The organism is Microcoleus sp. MON2_D5 (assembly GCF_036701905.1).
Classification (GTDB): domain Bacteria; phylum Cyanobacteriota; class Cyanobacteriia; order Cyanobacteriales; family Microcoleaceae; genus Microcoleus.
Map to the genome: position 1 here is coordinate 1 of NZ_JAUBRM010000011.1, position 14,749 is coordinate 14,749.

A 14,749-nucleotide genomic window follows, 5' to 3' on the forward strand; every position below is an offset into this window, starting at 1 on the left:
TATCGGTTGTGGTTGAGGATGCTCGATCGACTCTACTGTTTCTGAAACTTCTAGATTTTCGACTATCGGTTGTGGTTGAGGATGCTCGATCGACTCTACTGTTTCTGAAACTTCTAGATTTTCGACTATCGGTTGTGGTTGAGGATGCTCGATCGACTCTACTGTTTCTGAAACTTCTAGATTTTCGACTATCGGTTGTGGTTGAGGATGCTCGATCGACTCTACTGTTTCTGAAACTTCTAGATTTTCGACTATCGGTTGTGGTTCATGATGCTCGATCGACTCTACGGTTTGTGAAACTTCTAGATTTTCGGCTATCGGTTCTGGTTGAGGATGCTCTATCGACTCTACTGTTTCTACAACTGGTTCGGATTCTGGTTGAGAATAGTCGAGCGACTCTACTGTTTCTGAAACTTGCAGATTTTCGACAATCTGTTCTGGTTGAGGATGCTCGATCGACTCTACGGTTTCTGACACTTCTAGATTTTGGACAATCGGTTCTGGTGGAGAAGGTTCTATCGGGAGTATCTCACTTTTGTAAAAAACATTTTTTACAAAAGTGAGCATCCTGCTTGCTTGTTTAGATATCTGTAGCGAGTAAGATGATCTGGTTCCTGTGACACCCAAACTGAGATGCTTCCCTTTAATCGGCTGTACGGTTTCTGGAACTGGTTCTGATTCTGGTTGAGGATGTTCTCTCAACTCTACGGTTTCTGGAACTGCTTCTGATTCTGGTTGAGGATGTTCTCTCAACTCTACGGTTTCTGGAACTGATTCTAGTTCTGGTTGAGGATGTTCTCTCAACTCTACGGTTTCTGGAACTGGTTCTGATTCTGGTTGAGGATGTTCTCTCAACTCTACGGTTTCTGGAACTGGTTCTGATTCTGGTTGAGAATCATAAAGCAACTCTTCAGTTTCTGCAACTGGTTCCGATGCTGAATGAGAATCATAGAGAGATTCTTGCCTATCTGAAACTTGCAGATTTTCGACAATCGGTTGCGATTCGGATTGATGAGAATCCGCGATCGAGTCTTGAGTTGTTGCGGCTTCTTGCAGATTTCGATCGACCTCTGGTTCGGTGTGAACCAGATTTTCTTCCGGTTTTTTTTCAGCCGCTGTCAGCCTTAAAAACACATCTTCCAGAGTAGCGCGAGAGCGACGCATTTCGCAGAGTCCAAATCCAGAGGCGAGGATAGCTGTGGCAATTTCTCGTCCGGGTTCTATGTCGGCTTCGCACATTGCCCGCAGGCGGTAGCGATTCACTAAAAATTGCTGGCTTGGAATCAATTCGATCGATCGAACTCCCGGCAATTGTTCCAAAGAAGGCAACAGCAGACTGTTTACCAAATCCGCCTCGCCTTCAACTTCGAGTTCGTAACCCTCTCCCACCGCCAACTCTCCCATCAAATTTTCGGGACTACCCGCAGCGACGATTTTTCCGCGATTGATGATGGTGACGCGGTTGCAAGTCATGCTGACTTCCGGCAGAATGTGCGTGGAAAGGATGATTGTGTGCTGGCCCCCAAGACTTTTGATTAAATTGCGGACTTCGATGATTTGCCGGGGGTCGAGGCCGACGGTTGGTTCGTCTAAGATAATTACCGGGGGGTCGTGGACGATCGCCTGGGCGATACCGACGCGCTGGCGAAATCCTTTAGAAAGCTTGCGGATTAAAACTTTGCGTTTATCAACCAGGCCGCAGCGTTCGATCGCGGAGGTAACTCGTCGCGCGCGATCGCCCGCAGGTACTTGCTTAATCCTTGCCACAAAAAACAGAAACCCTTCCACACTCATTTCTGGATACAGTGGCGGGTTTTCCGGCAGATAGCCGATGCGCTGTCTGACGGCCATCGAGTCTTCGTGAACATCCATGCCTGCGATGCGGGCCGTACCGCTGGATGCTGGCAAGTATCCCGACAAAATCCGCATGGTTGTGGTTTTGCCAGCGCCGTTTGGCCCCAAAAACCCCAGAATTTCTCCTGATTCGACCGAAAAAGACACGTCCGCGATCGCTGCGGTCGAACCGTAAGTTTTGCTTAAGTGTTCTACTTCAATCATTTGTCAGAAGTCACGCAATTTTAGATTTTAGATTTTAGATTTACTTTGCCAACCACAGGCCGGACGCCTGTTCCACGAAGTTGAGAGTCCCGCCCGATCGGCGGTTCGATCGAATTTATGGAGAAATTTTTAATTTGATTTTGTCTTCCAGTGTAGTCTGGCAAGAACCAAATCTATCATAAGGGTCGATCGTAGTTTGAAACAAAATGCTAGGTAGTAGGGGGGCGGAGCCCGGAAATGATTAGCCGATGTACATCGAATCGCTACCAACTGACGCACCCTACCAGTAGAGTCCGTGCCTAAGCGAACCCTCCACTAGCTGCCTTCGCTACAGAGGCGGGGCTGTTTCTAGGTTGAGTAGCGCTTACGCGCCCCTCCGCGTAACGCGACGAAAGCGGTTCGTTCAAAAAAATCTCAACTCCTTTTCCAAATCTTAATTTCCCCCAACCAACCCGCACTCACAATCGTCTTACCGTCGCTGCTAATCGCCACAGCACTAACGTAGCCAGCATGACCGCTCAAATTACCTCTCAAATCCCCCGATCGCACATCCCAAAGTCTCACACTCTTATCCCAACTGCCAGTAACCAGCGTAGTGCCATCCCGACTGAATGCCACCGACCAAACTCCGTCAGTATGCCCGCTCAAACGACGAATTAACTGCCCATTTCCGGCATTCCACAAACCGATTGTACCGTTGCTGTTTCCCGCCGCTAAACTTTTGCCGTCGGGAGTAAAAGCTAGCGACAAAACAGACAAGTTTTTGCCGCTAATCGTGCGAATTGCTTGACCGCTAGCTAAATTCCACAACCTAATTGAACCGTCTTTGCTGCCGCTAGCTAAAGTTTTGTTGTCGCGACTAATTGCAACAGCATTCACCAACCCAGAATGCCCGGTCAAAGTCCGCAGCAACTCCCCTGTTTTCGGGTTCCAAATCTTAATGGTTTTGTCCCAACTGCCACTGGCTACAAATTGAGCGTCGGGACTAACGGCAACGCTCGAAACAGCATTGGAATGCCCGCTCAAAGTGCGTACAACCGCGCCAGTTTCTAAATTCCAAATTTTCACAGTTTTGTCGTCGCTGCCGCTAGCTAACACCTTGCCATCCGCACTCGCGGCCAATGCGTTTACTGCTTCCGTGTGACCTTGCAGGGTAGTTTTTAATTGCCCACTGGGAAAATTCCAAACTGAGATTGTGCCGTTGCTATTTCCTGTGGTAAAATAAGCGGAAGCTAGGGCAAGGGAACTGACAACTTCCGAAGGCCCTTTGAGGGTATTTGTAGCAGCAAAGGCGATCGCACTTGCAGGCGTGCGGGGCGCATTATTCGCCGGAGTTTTCGGGTTCCCGGCAGTAGGAGATTGGGGAACGACTGGCAGCGAAATAGTCGATCGCCATTTCATGAAAGTATTAATTTCTATTCCCGCAGCCACGATTTTATCAGAATTGTCCTCTAACCTGACAATGCCGTTAATTGCGACAACTCGGCCTGCGTCATCGAGCACCGGCCCGCCGCTCATTCCCGCTCTCACTAAGTTATTGTATACCAAAGTATAACCGTTCCAAGGAGTTTGGCGGCCGGTAAGCTGACCTTCCGTGGCGATGAAAATCGGCTGTCTCAGAGAACCGCCGGATATCGGCCAGCCGGCCACATAAGCCTTGTTTCCCTTAGTTGCTGCGGAATTGGCTAATTGAGCCAGTGGGTAGCTTTGAGTGCTGCTGAAAGGTACGACGGCTAAATCCATCCCGGGCACTCGCCGCACGAGGCTATAGTATACAGAGTGAGCTTTGCCGTCCGGAGTTACCACCTCGTAATCGCCTGCTTTATCGACAACGTGCCAGTTTGTGAGAATATAGTATGTGCTGCCTTGTTTCTCTAAAATTACTCCTGAACCGCCTTTTGTCCCCTGGATGCGAACAGTAATTTGTTGGGCAACGGTTTTAACTCGGTCGGCGGTTAATGCGAGGGCGATTTGAGGTGATGTGAGTGGGATGAGGGCGATCGAACTCAGGGCGATCGTAGCACTCAAAATAGCCGGAATTGTTCTGCTGTAATTCATTATTGTGTCAATTTAACATACCCAGATATCAACTGACGCATAAGTTATCCGGTTTGTGGCAGATTGACGGTTGACAACGCCAAAATGCCTGCGCGACGATCGAACTTTCGACATTCGCACAAGCCTCACAATATTTGACACAGCCCTCTGGCTACCAGAAAAATTTAGAATCGGGAACCACAAATAGACTCAACCATAGCAACTGGCTTATCTCTATTTTTTTCTTGGCAAATGATGAATTCAGCCAAACGCTGGTCGGAATATTTCCCATTAGCCATCCAGCCGAGGGGTGCGCCTGCGATCGCGCCAACTGCTAAACCAGTGATGAGGCTCCAAACAAGATGCTTTCTGGCGATCGGCTGTTGTTCCATAAAAATTTATCCTAAACATTTACCCTTACCAGAAATACCACACATAAAAGTTAGTTTCTTCCTCCTATTTACTTATTTCCTAAGTAGTAACCCATTATTAAGTATCATCTCCTTCACAGTCCGCTTAACACAATCCCATGCAGCAATAATCAAGTATCCAAACTTAACAAAACCGATGGCAAGAAATACATGGTATTTAGAAACTGGGACAAACAGTTAACTGAGGAAAATCTCCGAGAGCAAATAACCAAAGCCCAGCCAGCATGGAAAAACGCTGAGGCTACAGAACCGGGTGGCGAATCCATGTATTACAATCAGTCTGAAGATTTAATAGTGATCGAACAAAAAAACGGTGCTCTTTTCTGTTTTCCTCCAAGCCTTGCACAAGGCTTAGAAGGCGCTTCACCAGAACAGTTTGCTGATGTTTGGCTACCCCCTTCCGGTAGCAGCGTACACTGGGAAAGTTTAGATGTTGATTTTGGCATTCCCGAACTTCTAGCAGGTATTTTTGGGACAAAATCTTGGAGGGCTGATTAATTTCTTAGTCCCACTCTGCTCGGACTTTGTTTAACAAGAAGCGATTTCAATCGCCGAACGATCTAAAATCCCCGGCTTCTCCAAGAAGCCGGGGATTTCGTGTGTAATTCTATGCCAAATCAAACAGCAAAAATTCAGCATCTTCCGTAGCTTCAATCGCCAATTCAGACTCGCCGCTAACCGCCGCAGCGTCGCCATTTTTCAAAGGCAAACCGTTGAGCAAAACCGAGCCGCGAGCAACTTGCACCCAAGCGTGGCGATTCGGCTGCAAAGCATGAGAAACCCGCGAGTCTTTATCCAAAACAGCCGCATACAAATCCACATCTTGATGCACTTTTACAGCACCATCTCTCGCATCTCGTGCCGCCACTAAACGCAGTTTTCCGTGCCTTTCTGCTAGGGGAAACTCCCGCTGTTCGTAACTCGGAGGCAAACCCTGTGTATCGGGTAACAGCCAGATTTGCAGCAAATGAACCGGGTCTGTTTGCGAGTTATTGAACTCGCTGTGCTTGATCCCCGTACCTGCACTCATTCGCTGTACTTCACCGGGTTTAATCACTGCACCGGTACCCAAACTGTCCTTGTGTTCTAATGCTCCTTCTAATACATAAGTAATGATTTCCATGTCACTGTGTCCGTGAGTGCCGAAACCTTTGCCGGGGCTAACGACATCCTCATTAATTACCCGCAAAGATCGAAAATTCATATAATTTGGATCGTAATAGCCTGCAAAAGAAAATGTGTGGTAACTGTCCAGCCAACCGTGATTAGCGTGTCCTCTTGCTTCACTTTTTCTGACGGTAATCATTTTCTGAATCCTCAGTGAAATTTATCGGGTGTTTCTTTGATGTTTTTATTTTAAACCGAGTCAAGTTATTATGGATAGTACGCACTTAAAAGTGCGATACTTACCAAAAAGATACTATGCAAGTCCAAGAAGTAAAGGTCGATCGAGCAAATTGCCCTGTAGAACGCACTCTAGATGTGATTGGCGGGCGCTGGAAAGTCTTGATTCTGCGGGAGTTGTTTCAAGGAGTGAAGCGTTTTAACGAGCTGCAACGAGCTGTCAACGGAATTACTCAGAAGATGCTGACGCAGCAACTGCGGGAAATGGAATCAGACGCAATTGTGCATCGGGAAATTTACCTGCAAGTGCCGCCAAAAGTTGAATATTCGCTAACGCCTTTGGGCGAAAGTCTCAAACCGATTATTAATGCCATGCACGAATGGGGAATTCAGCATATTAGCGAAGATGGAAAATGAGCAGTTTCTAGATTTTTTTTTCCGTCTTCCGACAGATTTCAAACTTTCAACCTAGTTCAACAATAATAATATGAACAACATAGAGCGTCTCGCCACCCTCAATCGCATCCGCAAACTCAGCCGCCTGATGGATACCGCCATTGGCATCCCCGGCACCAAATTTCGCATAGGCTTAGACCCTATTATCGGTTTAGTTCCGGGTGCTGGGGATATCGTAGATACCGCGTTTTCCGCATACCTAATTTACTTAGCAACTCGATTCAACCTTCCCCAAAAAACTCTCGGGAAAATGATTTACAATATCGGTCTAGAAGCCGTCGTTGGTTCAGTACCTTTAGTCGGAGATATCTTTGATGCTTTTTATAAATCCAACATGAGAAATCTGGCGCTTTTAGAAGAGCACCTCGAAGCAGTTGAACCCGAACTAGCCGCAGTTGCAGAACCTGTTTCTCAATCGATTAAACTCTAGCTGGGTAGCGCCAGCCAGGGCGGGTTAACATAATATTTGCTATCACAAAAATGCTCAATACACCCGCCCTTACCAACCTACAATCTATACAGAATAGCGTTTAACAGCTTCCACCAAAGCAATAACATCCGCTTCCAGAGTATTAAAAGCCGTTACCAGTCTAACAGTACATTCATCCCACCGATAAAACAGAAAACCCTCAGCTAAAACCGATGTAATTACTGATTCGGGAAGTTGAATAAAAATCTCGTTCGCTTCAACCCGATGGCAAAACTTCGCTCCCTCAACTTCCGCCAAACCTTCAGCTAATTTGGCTGCCATATTATTTGCATGAGCCGCATTCTTCCGCCACAAATCATCCGTTATATACGCTTCCAACTGCGCCGACAAAAACCGCATTTTCGAGAAAAGATGCCCGCTGCGCTTGCGGTAAAAAGGGAAAGTCTTTGCTAATTCTTGATTAAAAAAAACCACAGCTTCCGCACCCATCGCACCGTTTTTTGTCGCTCCAAACGAGAGAATATCCACACCGGCGCGCCAAGTGACATCAGCCGGAGAACAGCCCAAACTGACAACCGCATTGGCAAAGCGAGCTCCATCCATGTGCAGGTGCAAATTGTGAGCGCGAACTACTTCCGAAATGTGGGAAATTTCTGCTGGATTGTAGACTGTGCCGGCTTCCGTTGCTTGAGTGATGCTGACGGCTGCGGGCTGTACGTGGTGGACGACACCTGCACCAGCGCGATCGAGTATTTTTCCTAAAATCTCTGCCTCTATTTTACCATGATTTCCTGTTAGTGTCACTAACTTTGCACCGCCTGTAAAAAACTCCGGCGCGCCGCATTCATCTAGATTAATATGAGATTCCGCGTGACAGTAAACAGCCCCGTAAGAAGGAGTGACAACCGCCAGGGCTAGCGCATTAGCAGCCGAACCTGTTGCTACAGGAAAAACAGTCACGGATGTCTCGAACAAATCCGAAAATTTAACTTGCAAACGCTGTGTATATTCATCATCTCCGTAAGACATCACAGCACCGCAATTAGCCGCTGCAATCGCCGCCATAATCTCCGGCGAAACCCCGGTTGCATTGTCGCTACAAAAATTCATTAGAATAATTGGTAAATAGAATCTATAATATAACTCAACACTCAGCAGTCAACACTCAAGCATTAAACTAAGAGGCAGAATTATGGCAGAATACCGCCAAATAGAATACCGAATCGGCAAAGACGGCAAAATTACCGAAACCGTCCTCAACGCCACCGGTTCTAGCTGCACCGAAACCACCGCCGGGATTGAAAAAGCCCTCGGAGAAGTAGAATCTCAAGACTTGCTACCAGAATATTATCAAGGCGAAGAAAATTTGACCGTTGAACAAACGCAGACTTTAAAACAAGTTTAGAAGAGTTAAAAATGTTTGAGTTCATCGGTGCAACAGTTGATGTAACAACAGTGCCTGCCTTCAGCTTCGCGCTAGCTGTCGGGGGCATTTTTCTAATTTTAGTCTACCTTTATGCTGCATCTGAGGCGGGAGATGCGATCGAGTTTAAGTACGATAAAATTCTGCGGGAACGCATGAATCAGCTAGACATTCTCGATTGGCAAGACTTAGGCGAAAAAGCAGGCTTAAGTCGCTTTGGAGTGCGCTTAGTCCGGCAGGGAGACGTGGGAAAACTCACCGTAGACCAACTGAGGCGGCTGGCAACAGTGCTGAATTTGAATTTTCAAGAGTTCGATCGCACTTTGCTCGCACTGCCAATATCGGCTACAATCACAACTGATCGCAGCGAAATAGAAGAATTGAGGCAGCAGTGTTTCCGGCTGCGATCGGAATTGCAGCAGCAAAAAGCTCAACTAACTGCCGATTTTCGCCGCGCTACCTTTGAACAGTTGCAAACTTTGTTAACAAACTATCCCGCCGCCCGCAAAATGGCAGAAGCCAAGCCGGATATGCCCGCCAGAAATCTCTCCGCTTTGTTTACTCCCTTAGAAAATCTTTTATCAAGTTGGGATTTTGAAATGATTGGTTCTGCGTGGGAACAAACTGCTTACAATCCGCAGTTCCACCAGCCGGATGTTGAGGATATAACCGAAGGAGAATTAGTTTATATTCGGTTTGTCGGCTATCGAGAGGGAGAACGAATTCTTACTCCTGCTAAAGTTAGTCGTACCCTTCCAGCGGGCATGAAAAATTAAATTTTAAATTATAAATCAACATGACTACAGTTGCCATTGACTTCGGCACCAGCAATACGGTTGTGTGCATTATTAACCCAGATACGCAAACACCAGAAACTTTGCGCTTGGGCGAGATGTCCCGCATTTTTAAAACGAAGAATTTGAGCGGAGATATTCGAGAAATATCTGTAGTGCCGACTTTAGTCTTTGTGAAAAATGCCGGAGAGTTGGTGCTGGGAGAAAAAGTGCGCTCGCAGCGTTTGGGGCAATCCCAGCCAGACCGCTTTTTCAAAGCTTTTAAACGCAATTTAGCTGCCGACTTTCAGCCGCCGCCCCGCAATATCGACGGCGACACCTACACAGCGGAATCAGTAGCAGAACAGTTTATTAAGACTATTTGGAAACAATTATATTTACACAATATACAGCCAGACAAAGTAATTTTTACAGTACCAGTCGGAGCATTTGAGCGATATCTAGATTGGTTTCGCGACTTAGGAGAAAGTTTGGGAGTTGCGGAAGTTCAGGTAATAGATGAATCCACAGCCGCCGCCCTGGGATATGCAGTACAACGCCCCGGCTCTCTAGTTTTAGTAGTTGATTTTGGCGGCGGAACTTTAGATTTAAGTTTAGTCCGTACTGCTCTAACCCCCCCCTTACCCCCCCTTACCAAGGGGGGGAGAAATCTCGCTCCCCCCCTTACCAACGGGGGGCTGGGGGGGGTGCGTGCCGAAGTGTTGGCAAAATCCGATGCTTATGTCGGCGGCGAAGATATTGACATCTGGATTGTCGAAGATTATTTGCGGCAAATTGGTTCGTCGCGGGCAGAAGTCGGCCCAGTTGGCTGGCAAAACTTATTAGAAATAGCGGAAAAATTAAAAATTCAACTTTCTCAAGTTAATGAGGCGAAGGAAAGCTGGTTTGACGATGAAAATTTTATGTCTTACGACTTGCAGCTAAACCGAGACAAGCTTGAGGAAATTATGGAATCTAGGCAGTTGTTAGAACAGTTGCGGGAAAGTTTAGATGAAGTGCTGAGCATTGCAATGGGAAAAGGTATCGGCAAAGCAGATATCGAACAGGTTTTGTTGGTAGGAGGGACTTCTTTAATTCCGGCTATATCTAATTTAGTGGTTTCGTATTTTGGGCGGCAAAAAGTCCAAAGAGATAAGCCTTTTGAAGCAGTGGGACACGGTGCTTTAGCGTTGACACAATTAGCGAGTGTTGACGATTATTTGCGCCACAGCTATGCAATTCGCCTCTGGGAACCTTATGCTAAAGCTTATGCTTATTCGCCGATATTTAGCAAGGAAATGAAGTATCCCTGTCAAAGTTCCGAAGAGTTGACGCTGCAAGTGGCAATTGAAGGGCAAAGGGAAATTCGGTTAGATATTGGGGAAGTTGCGGAGGTATCGCAAGCGGAGGTTATTTTTAACGAAAAAGGGCAAATGACGAGCAGTTGGCTCAACAAAAAAACGGATTTTCGGTCTCTGGAAAGCCACCACCAGCAAGTTTGTGTGGCGCATTTGAACCCGCCTGGGGTATTGGGAATTGACAGGGTTTCGGTGAGTTTTGAGGTGGATGAGAGGCGGGTTTTGTTGGCGACGGTGCGGGATTTGGTGACTGGTAAGGTGTTGGTGGAAAAAGGGGCGATCGCCAAACTCCAATAATGGTAAAATTTTTAGATAACATTCGGATCTTGAAATCACTACTACAAAAACTATCGTCCGGATGGTGCGCGGACTGAAAAATATCGATTTAAATCAAATTTATGCCGCCATGAAAAAGCAACAAAATAAATTCAGCCACCTGACGGCAATCGAAAGAATTTCCCTATCATTCCCGGCAAGATTTTTATTGGATAAAAACTTGCTGCAAGGGAAAGTCTTAGATTTTGGGTGCGGCTTCGGCAGCGATGTGAAATTGTTGCAGCAAAAAGGCTTCGATATTACGGGTTATGACCCTTATTATTTCCCGGAATTCCCCGAAGATAAATTCGACACAATCATTTGCTTTTATGTTTTGAATGTTTTGTTTCCTGAAGAACAAGCTAATGTCCTGATGGAAGTGTCGCACCTGTTGAAACCAGGAGGGAATGCGTATTTTGCGGTGAGAAGGGATATCAAAAAAGAAGGCTTTCGAGAACATTATGTCCACAAAAAACCTACATATCAGTGCATTGTCAAACTTCCATTTAAGCCAGTTCACCTAGATGAGTATTGCGAAATTTACAAATACGTGCATTACAACCATCCAAGAAATTCTACTAATAACTGCATATTCTGCAATCCGTATAAAAACCTAATTTTGCTAACTGAATCAGCAACAGCTTATGCGATGTTTGACGGTTATCCCGCCAGCAAAGGTCATGTTTTAATCATCCCCAAGCGTCACGTTGCCAATTATTTTGAACTTCCGTTTCGAGAGCAATCGGCTTGCTGGTTTATGGCTAATAAGGTACAAGAGATGTTAACTAAAGAATTTAAGCCTGACGGGTTTAATGTGGGAATAAATATTAATAAACAGGCTGGTCAAAGTCGCACTCATGCGGCTATTCATGTTATCCCGCGTTATAAGGGCGATGCGGCTGGGAATAAAGGCGGAATTAGGTATGTGGTTCCCAAGAGTGGAAAATAAAACTTAGCAAATTGTGAAAGGAATTTTTTTTTACCGCAGAGGCGCAGAGAACACAGAGGAATAGAGAAGAGAGGAATTCATAATTTTTGTAAGGATTGTTATATTTGAGCAAACGGCGACGAAAATAAAGTTAAAATGTGTTTGCAAGGTCTAAAACTACACATTAGCAGCAATTTGGTGTTCTGTTTATGTCTAAGCGCAAAAAGCAAGAATGGCTCAAGGAAACCTTAGAGCTTAAAGAAGACCACAATTGGAAGTCAAAGCCTGGAACTCGAATTTTTGTAGCAGGAAGAGGTGCAGTTCGCTTTGATGTCCCGGAAGATTGGCATTTTGAACCCGATACAAACTCGTTCCGATTTACAGATAAAAAGCCGCCGGATGATGATTGTCGTTTGGAGGTTTCGTTTAATTTGCTACCACCTGGTAACTGGGCCGATTTTCCGCTGGTGCCGCTATTACAGAAGGTGGTTGAAGATGATACCAGAAATCCGATCGCTTTTGGGGAAATTATCCAATTGAAGCGGCAAACGGCCCGCGTTGTTTGGACTGAATTTAAGTTTATAGACCCTCCAGAACAGCGGGAAGCTTATTCGCGAATCTGTATTGGATTGGGTTCTAATGTTCAGTGTTTGATTACTTTTGATTACTGGGTTGACGATGCAGAGCGTTTGACTCCTGTCTGGGATACGGTGATGGATTCGTTAGTTCTGGGTTTGTTTATCAGCGACCCTCTAACGGGTTTCGCACGTCCAGACTAGACCGATTTTCTGGGAAACTTTCAACAACTAATTTTGCTAAGTGTTGAATTGGCAAGCGACCATTTAGTAAATTTAGAACCTACATTAAACTTTACAACCGCTTTGCCATGAAAATATCTGGCTTGCCAATTCCGTTCGCGTCGGGCATCACTCCCACGATCGCAAAACCCATTTTTTGATAAAATTCGTAGGGATGACCGCGCAAATTTCTAATTTTGGCGACGTGTTCCCAAACGTTAGGATAAAGATTGATGCCTGAAAGAGTTGTTTGATTGTCTTCGTCGTCGGTACCCACCCACAGCACGATCCCTCCCCGGTTTTTAGCTTCTGCTGCTAAATCAGCTACGAGCGATCGACCAATTCCTTGTCCGCGAAATTCTGTTCTCACTACCAGCGGGTGCAGTTCCCAAACATTACCGTCATACTGTTTAATCCCGCCAATCCATCCCAAAACTTGATTGCTGTTGCCGACAGCAATTCGACTGATGCGATCGGCTCCTAAAGATTCTTGCACTTCTTGCAAAGCAGAATTTAGATCGGACCAAGCACCGGGCCAATGCTCTTTAAAACCTTCAACTATTAATTTAGCTACCTGTTGAATTTTTGGCTCGTCGCCAGCACGCAAATCTGTAATTTGTACGTCCATGAATTTACATACTAAATCAAGGATTACGGACTAATACGCTCACAAACTGGATTTTATAACCGGGGTAAGCGGTCAAAACGAAATATTATTCATAGTCTTCACGCTTATTATGTTCGTAAAGCGAAAATTTTTGATTGAAAACTTGTGATCGCCCGTTAGCGAATCCCTCGAAGAGGATCGCCAATTCCCCGCAAAATACTAACACAAGTGCCGTACAATTATCCCACCATCCGGCATCAACCAACCTGCTAACCCCATGCTTTGCGATTACCTGGTACAAATCCTCACCGCCCGCGTCTACGATGTTGCTCAAGAAACAGCCCTAGAAGTAGCCCCGAATCTATCAGCACGGCTCAACAATAAACTTTTGCTGAAGCGAGAGGATATGCAGTCGGTGTTTTCCTTCAAACTGCGGGGTGCGTACAACAAAATGGCGCAACTGTCGCCGGATTTGCTAGCACAAGGTGTCATTGCAGCTTCCGCCGGCAACCACGCCCAAGGAGTCGCCCTCGCCGCCCGCCACCTGGGAACTCGCGCCATCATCGTCATGCCCGTAACGACGCCGCAGGTGAAGGTAAATGCGGTAATATCCCGGGGTGGAGAGGTCGTTTTGCATGGGGATACCTACGACGATGCCTACGCCTTTGCGCGCCAATTAGAGGCGGAAAAAGGTATGACTTTTATTCACCCTTTTGATGACCCCTACGTGATTGCTGGACAGGGTACGATCGGCATGGAAATTCTGCGGCAACATCAAAAACCAATTCACGCGATTTTTGTGGCAATTGGCGGCGGTGGATTGATTTCGGGAATTGGGGCTTATGTCAAGCGGTTGCGGCCGGAAATTAAGATTATTGGCGTCGAACCCATCGATTCCGATGCAATGAATCAATCGCTGAAAGCGGGTAAACGGGTGCGTTTGTCGCAGGTGGGTTTATTTGCTGATGGCGTTGCTGTGCGGGAAGTGGGGGAGGAAACTTTTCGGTTGTGTCAGGAGTATGTGGATGAGATTATTTTGGTGGATACGGATGATGTTTGCGCGGCGATTAAGGATGTTTTTGAAGATACGCGATCGATCTTAGAACCTGCCGGCGCTTTGGCGATCGCAGGTGCGAAAGCTTACGTGGAACGGGAACAAATCGCAGGAGAAACATTAATTGCTGTTGCGTGCGGCGCGAACATGAATTTCGATCGCCTGCGTTTTGTAGCAGAAAGAGCCGAGTTTGGCGAACGCCGCGAAGCCATTTTTGCAGTCACAATTCCAGAACAACCGGGAAGTCTCCGGAGGTTTTGCGAATGTCTGGGCAAACGCAATTTAACTGAATTTAGCTATCGAATTGCGGATGAAAAAGAGGCACATATTTTTATAGGTGTACAAATTCAAAACCGTGCCGATGCGGAAAAGATAGCGGCAAGTTTTGAAGATTGTGGCTTCAACACTTTGGATTTAACTGATGATGAATTAACGAAATTGCACGTGCGGCATATGGTGGGCGGGCGTTCGATGCTGGCACATCACGAATTGTTTTATCGCTTTGAATTTCCAGAACGTCCGGGTGCGTTGATGAAGTTTGTGAGCTCGATGAGTCCTAACTGGAATATCAGCGTTTTTCACTATCGGAATAACGGCGCTGATTACGGGCGAATTGTGGTGGGAATTCAAGTACCGCCCGATGAGATGCAGGAATGGCAGGCTTTTTTGGATACGCTGGGCTATCAGTATGGGGATGAGAGTCAGAATCCGGCGTATAAGTTGTTTTTGAGGTAGGGT

At 46.3% G+C, this 14,749-nt stretch carries 14 protein-coding genes and 1 pseudogene; 9 read left to right on the forward strand and 6 right to left on the reverse strand.

The window, feature by feature from the left end; all coding sequences use genetic code 11:
* Positions 1–987 precede the first annotated feature (987 nt).
* From QUA47_RS05960 to QUA47_RS05970, 3 genes and pseudogenes are all read right to left on the reverse strand, one after another.
* Positions 988–2,058 (reverse strand): annotated as a pseudogene (locus QUA47_RS05960) (ABC transporter ATP-binding protein); the annotation flags it as partial.
* A 414-nt stretch (positions 2,059–2,472) separates the two neighbouring features.
* Positions 2,473–4,116, reverse strand: a complete 1,644-nt coding sequence (locus QUA47_RS05965) for a trypsin-like peptidase domain-containing protein (protein ID WP_333430057.1) — start codon at positions 4,114–4,116, stop codon at positions 2,473–2,475.
* A 164-nt stretch (positions 4,117–4,280) separates the two neighbouring features.
* A complete protein-coding gene (locus QUA47_RS05970; protein ID WP_006633572.1) occupies positions 4,281–4,487 on the reverse strand; it encodes a hypothetical protein in 207 nt (68 codons plus the stop codon).
* A 189-nt stretch (positions 4,488–4,676) separates the two neighbouring features.
* On the opposite strand from QUA47_RS05970, the gene QUA47_RS05975 reads away from it, so the two are divergent.
* Positions 4,677–5,024 carry a DUF2442 domain-containing protein gene (locus QUA47_RS05975; RefSeq protein ID WP_333430058.1) on the forward strand — a complete coding sequence of 116 codons (348 nt, stop codon included), beginning with the start codon at positions 4,677–4,679 and terminating at the stop codon, positions 5,022–5,024.
* 109 nt (positions 5,025–5,133) lie between these two features.
* Here the strand turns inward: QUA47_RS05975 and QUA47_RS05980 are convergent, their stop codons facing one another.
* Complete coding sequence (locus tag QUA47_RS05980; protein WP_333430059.1) at positions 5,134–5,832, reverse strand: pirin family protein; 699 nt, start codon at positions 5,830–5,832, stop codon at positions 5,134–5,136.
* A gap of 116 nt (positions 5,833–5,948) precedes the next feature.
* Between QUA47_RS05980 and QUA47_RS05985 the strand changes: the two genes are divergently transcribed.
* Together QUA47_RS05985 and QUA47_RS05990 are read left to right on the forward strand one after the other, a co-directional pair.
* Positions 5,949–6,287: a helix-turn-helix domain-containing protein gene (locus QUA47_RS05985; RefSeq protein ID WP_333078784.1), complete on the forward strand. Its 339-nt coding sequence runs from the start codon at positions 5,949–5,951 to the stop codon at positions 6,285–6,287.
* Between the two features lie 70 nt (positions 6,288–6,357).
* Positions 6,358–6,756: a DUF4112 domain-containing protein gene (locus tag QUA47_RS05990; protein WP_006633568.1), complete on the forward strand. Its 399-nt coding sequence runs from the start codon at positions 6,358–6,360 to the stop codon at positions 6,754–6,756.
* 84 nt (positions 6,757–6,840) lie between these two features.
* Here QUA47_RS05990 and QUA47_RS05995 read toward each other — a convergent pair whose 3' ends face one another.
* On the reverse strand, positions 6,841–7,866 hold the full coding sequence (locus QUA47_RS05995) for a low specificity L-threonine aldolase (RefSeq protein ID WP_333430060.1): 1,026 nt from the start codon (positions 7,864–7,866) through the stop codon (positions 6,841–6,843).
* Positions 7,867–7,948: 82 nt separating this feature from the next.
* Between QUA47_RS05995 and QUA47_RS06000 the strand changes: the two genes are divergently transcribed.
* The 5 genes from QUA47_RS06000 to QUA47_RS06020 all read left to right on the forward strand — a co-directional run bounded on the left by QUA47_RS06000 (position 7,949) and on the right by QUA47_RS06020 (position 12,332).
* Positions 7,949–8,161, forward strand: a complete 213-nt coding sequence (locus QUA47_RS06000) for a DUF2997 domain-containing protein (protein WP_333062395.1) — start codon at positions 7,949–7,951, stop codon at positions 8,159–8,161.
* An 11-nt stretch (positions 8,162–8,172) separates the two neighbouring features.
* Complete coding sequence (locus QUA47_RS06005; RefSeq protein WP_333430061.1) at positions 8,173–8,955, forward strand: XRE family transcriptional regulator; 783 nt, start codon at positions 8,173–8,175, stop codon at positions 8,953–8,955.
* A 20-nt stretch (positions 8,956–8,975) separates the two neighbouring features.
* Entirely contained in the window at positions 8,976–10,607 is a 1,632-nt protein-coding gene (locus QUA47_RS06010; RefSeq protein WP_333430062.1) for an Hsp70 family protein, read from the forward strand.
* A 109-nt stretch (positions 10,608–10,716) separates the two neighbouring features.
* Positions 10,717–11,574 (forward strand): bifunctional class I SAM-dependent methyltransferase/HIT family protein, encoded by an 858-nt coding sequence (locus QUA47_RS06015; RefSeq protein ID WP_333430063.1) that lies wholly within the window; start codon positions 10,717–10,719, stop codon positions 11,572–11,574.
* 188 nt (positions 11,575–11,762) lie between these two features.
* The gene (locus QUA47_RS06020; RefSeq protein WP_333430064.1) at positions 11,763–12,332 is read left to right on the forward strand and encodes a hypothetical protein; all 570 of its coding nucleotides are present in this window, start codon (positions 11,763–11,765) and stop codon (positions 12,330–12,332) included.
* Positions 12,333–12,423: 91 nt separating this feature from the next.
* Here QUA47_RS06020 and QUA47_RS06025 read toward each other — a convergent pair whose 3' ends face one another.
* A complete protein-coding gene (locus tag QUA47_RS06025) occupies positions 12,424–12,978 on the reverse strand; it encodes a GNAT family N-acetyltransferase (RefSeq protein WP_333430065.1) in 555 nt (184 codons plus the stop codon).
* 235 nt (positions 12,979–13,213) lie between these two features.
* On the opposite strand from QUA47_RS06025, the gene ilvA reads away from it, so the two are divergent.
* A complete protein-coding gene (gene ilvA / locus QUA47_RS06030; protein WP_333430124.1) occupies positions 13,214–14,746 on the forward strand; it encodes a threonine ammonia-lyase, biosynthetic in 1,533 nt (510 codons plus the stop codon).
* The last annotated feature ends 3 nt before the right edge of the window (positions 14,747–14,749 follow it).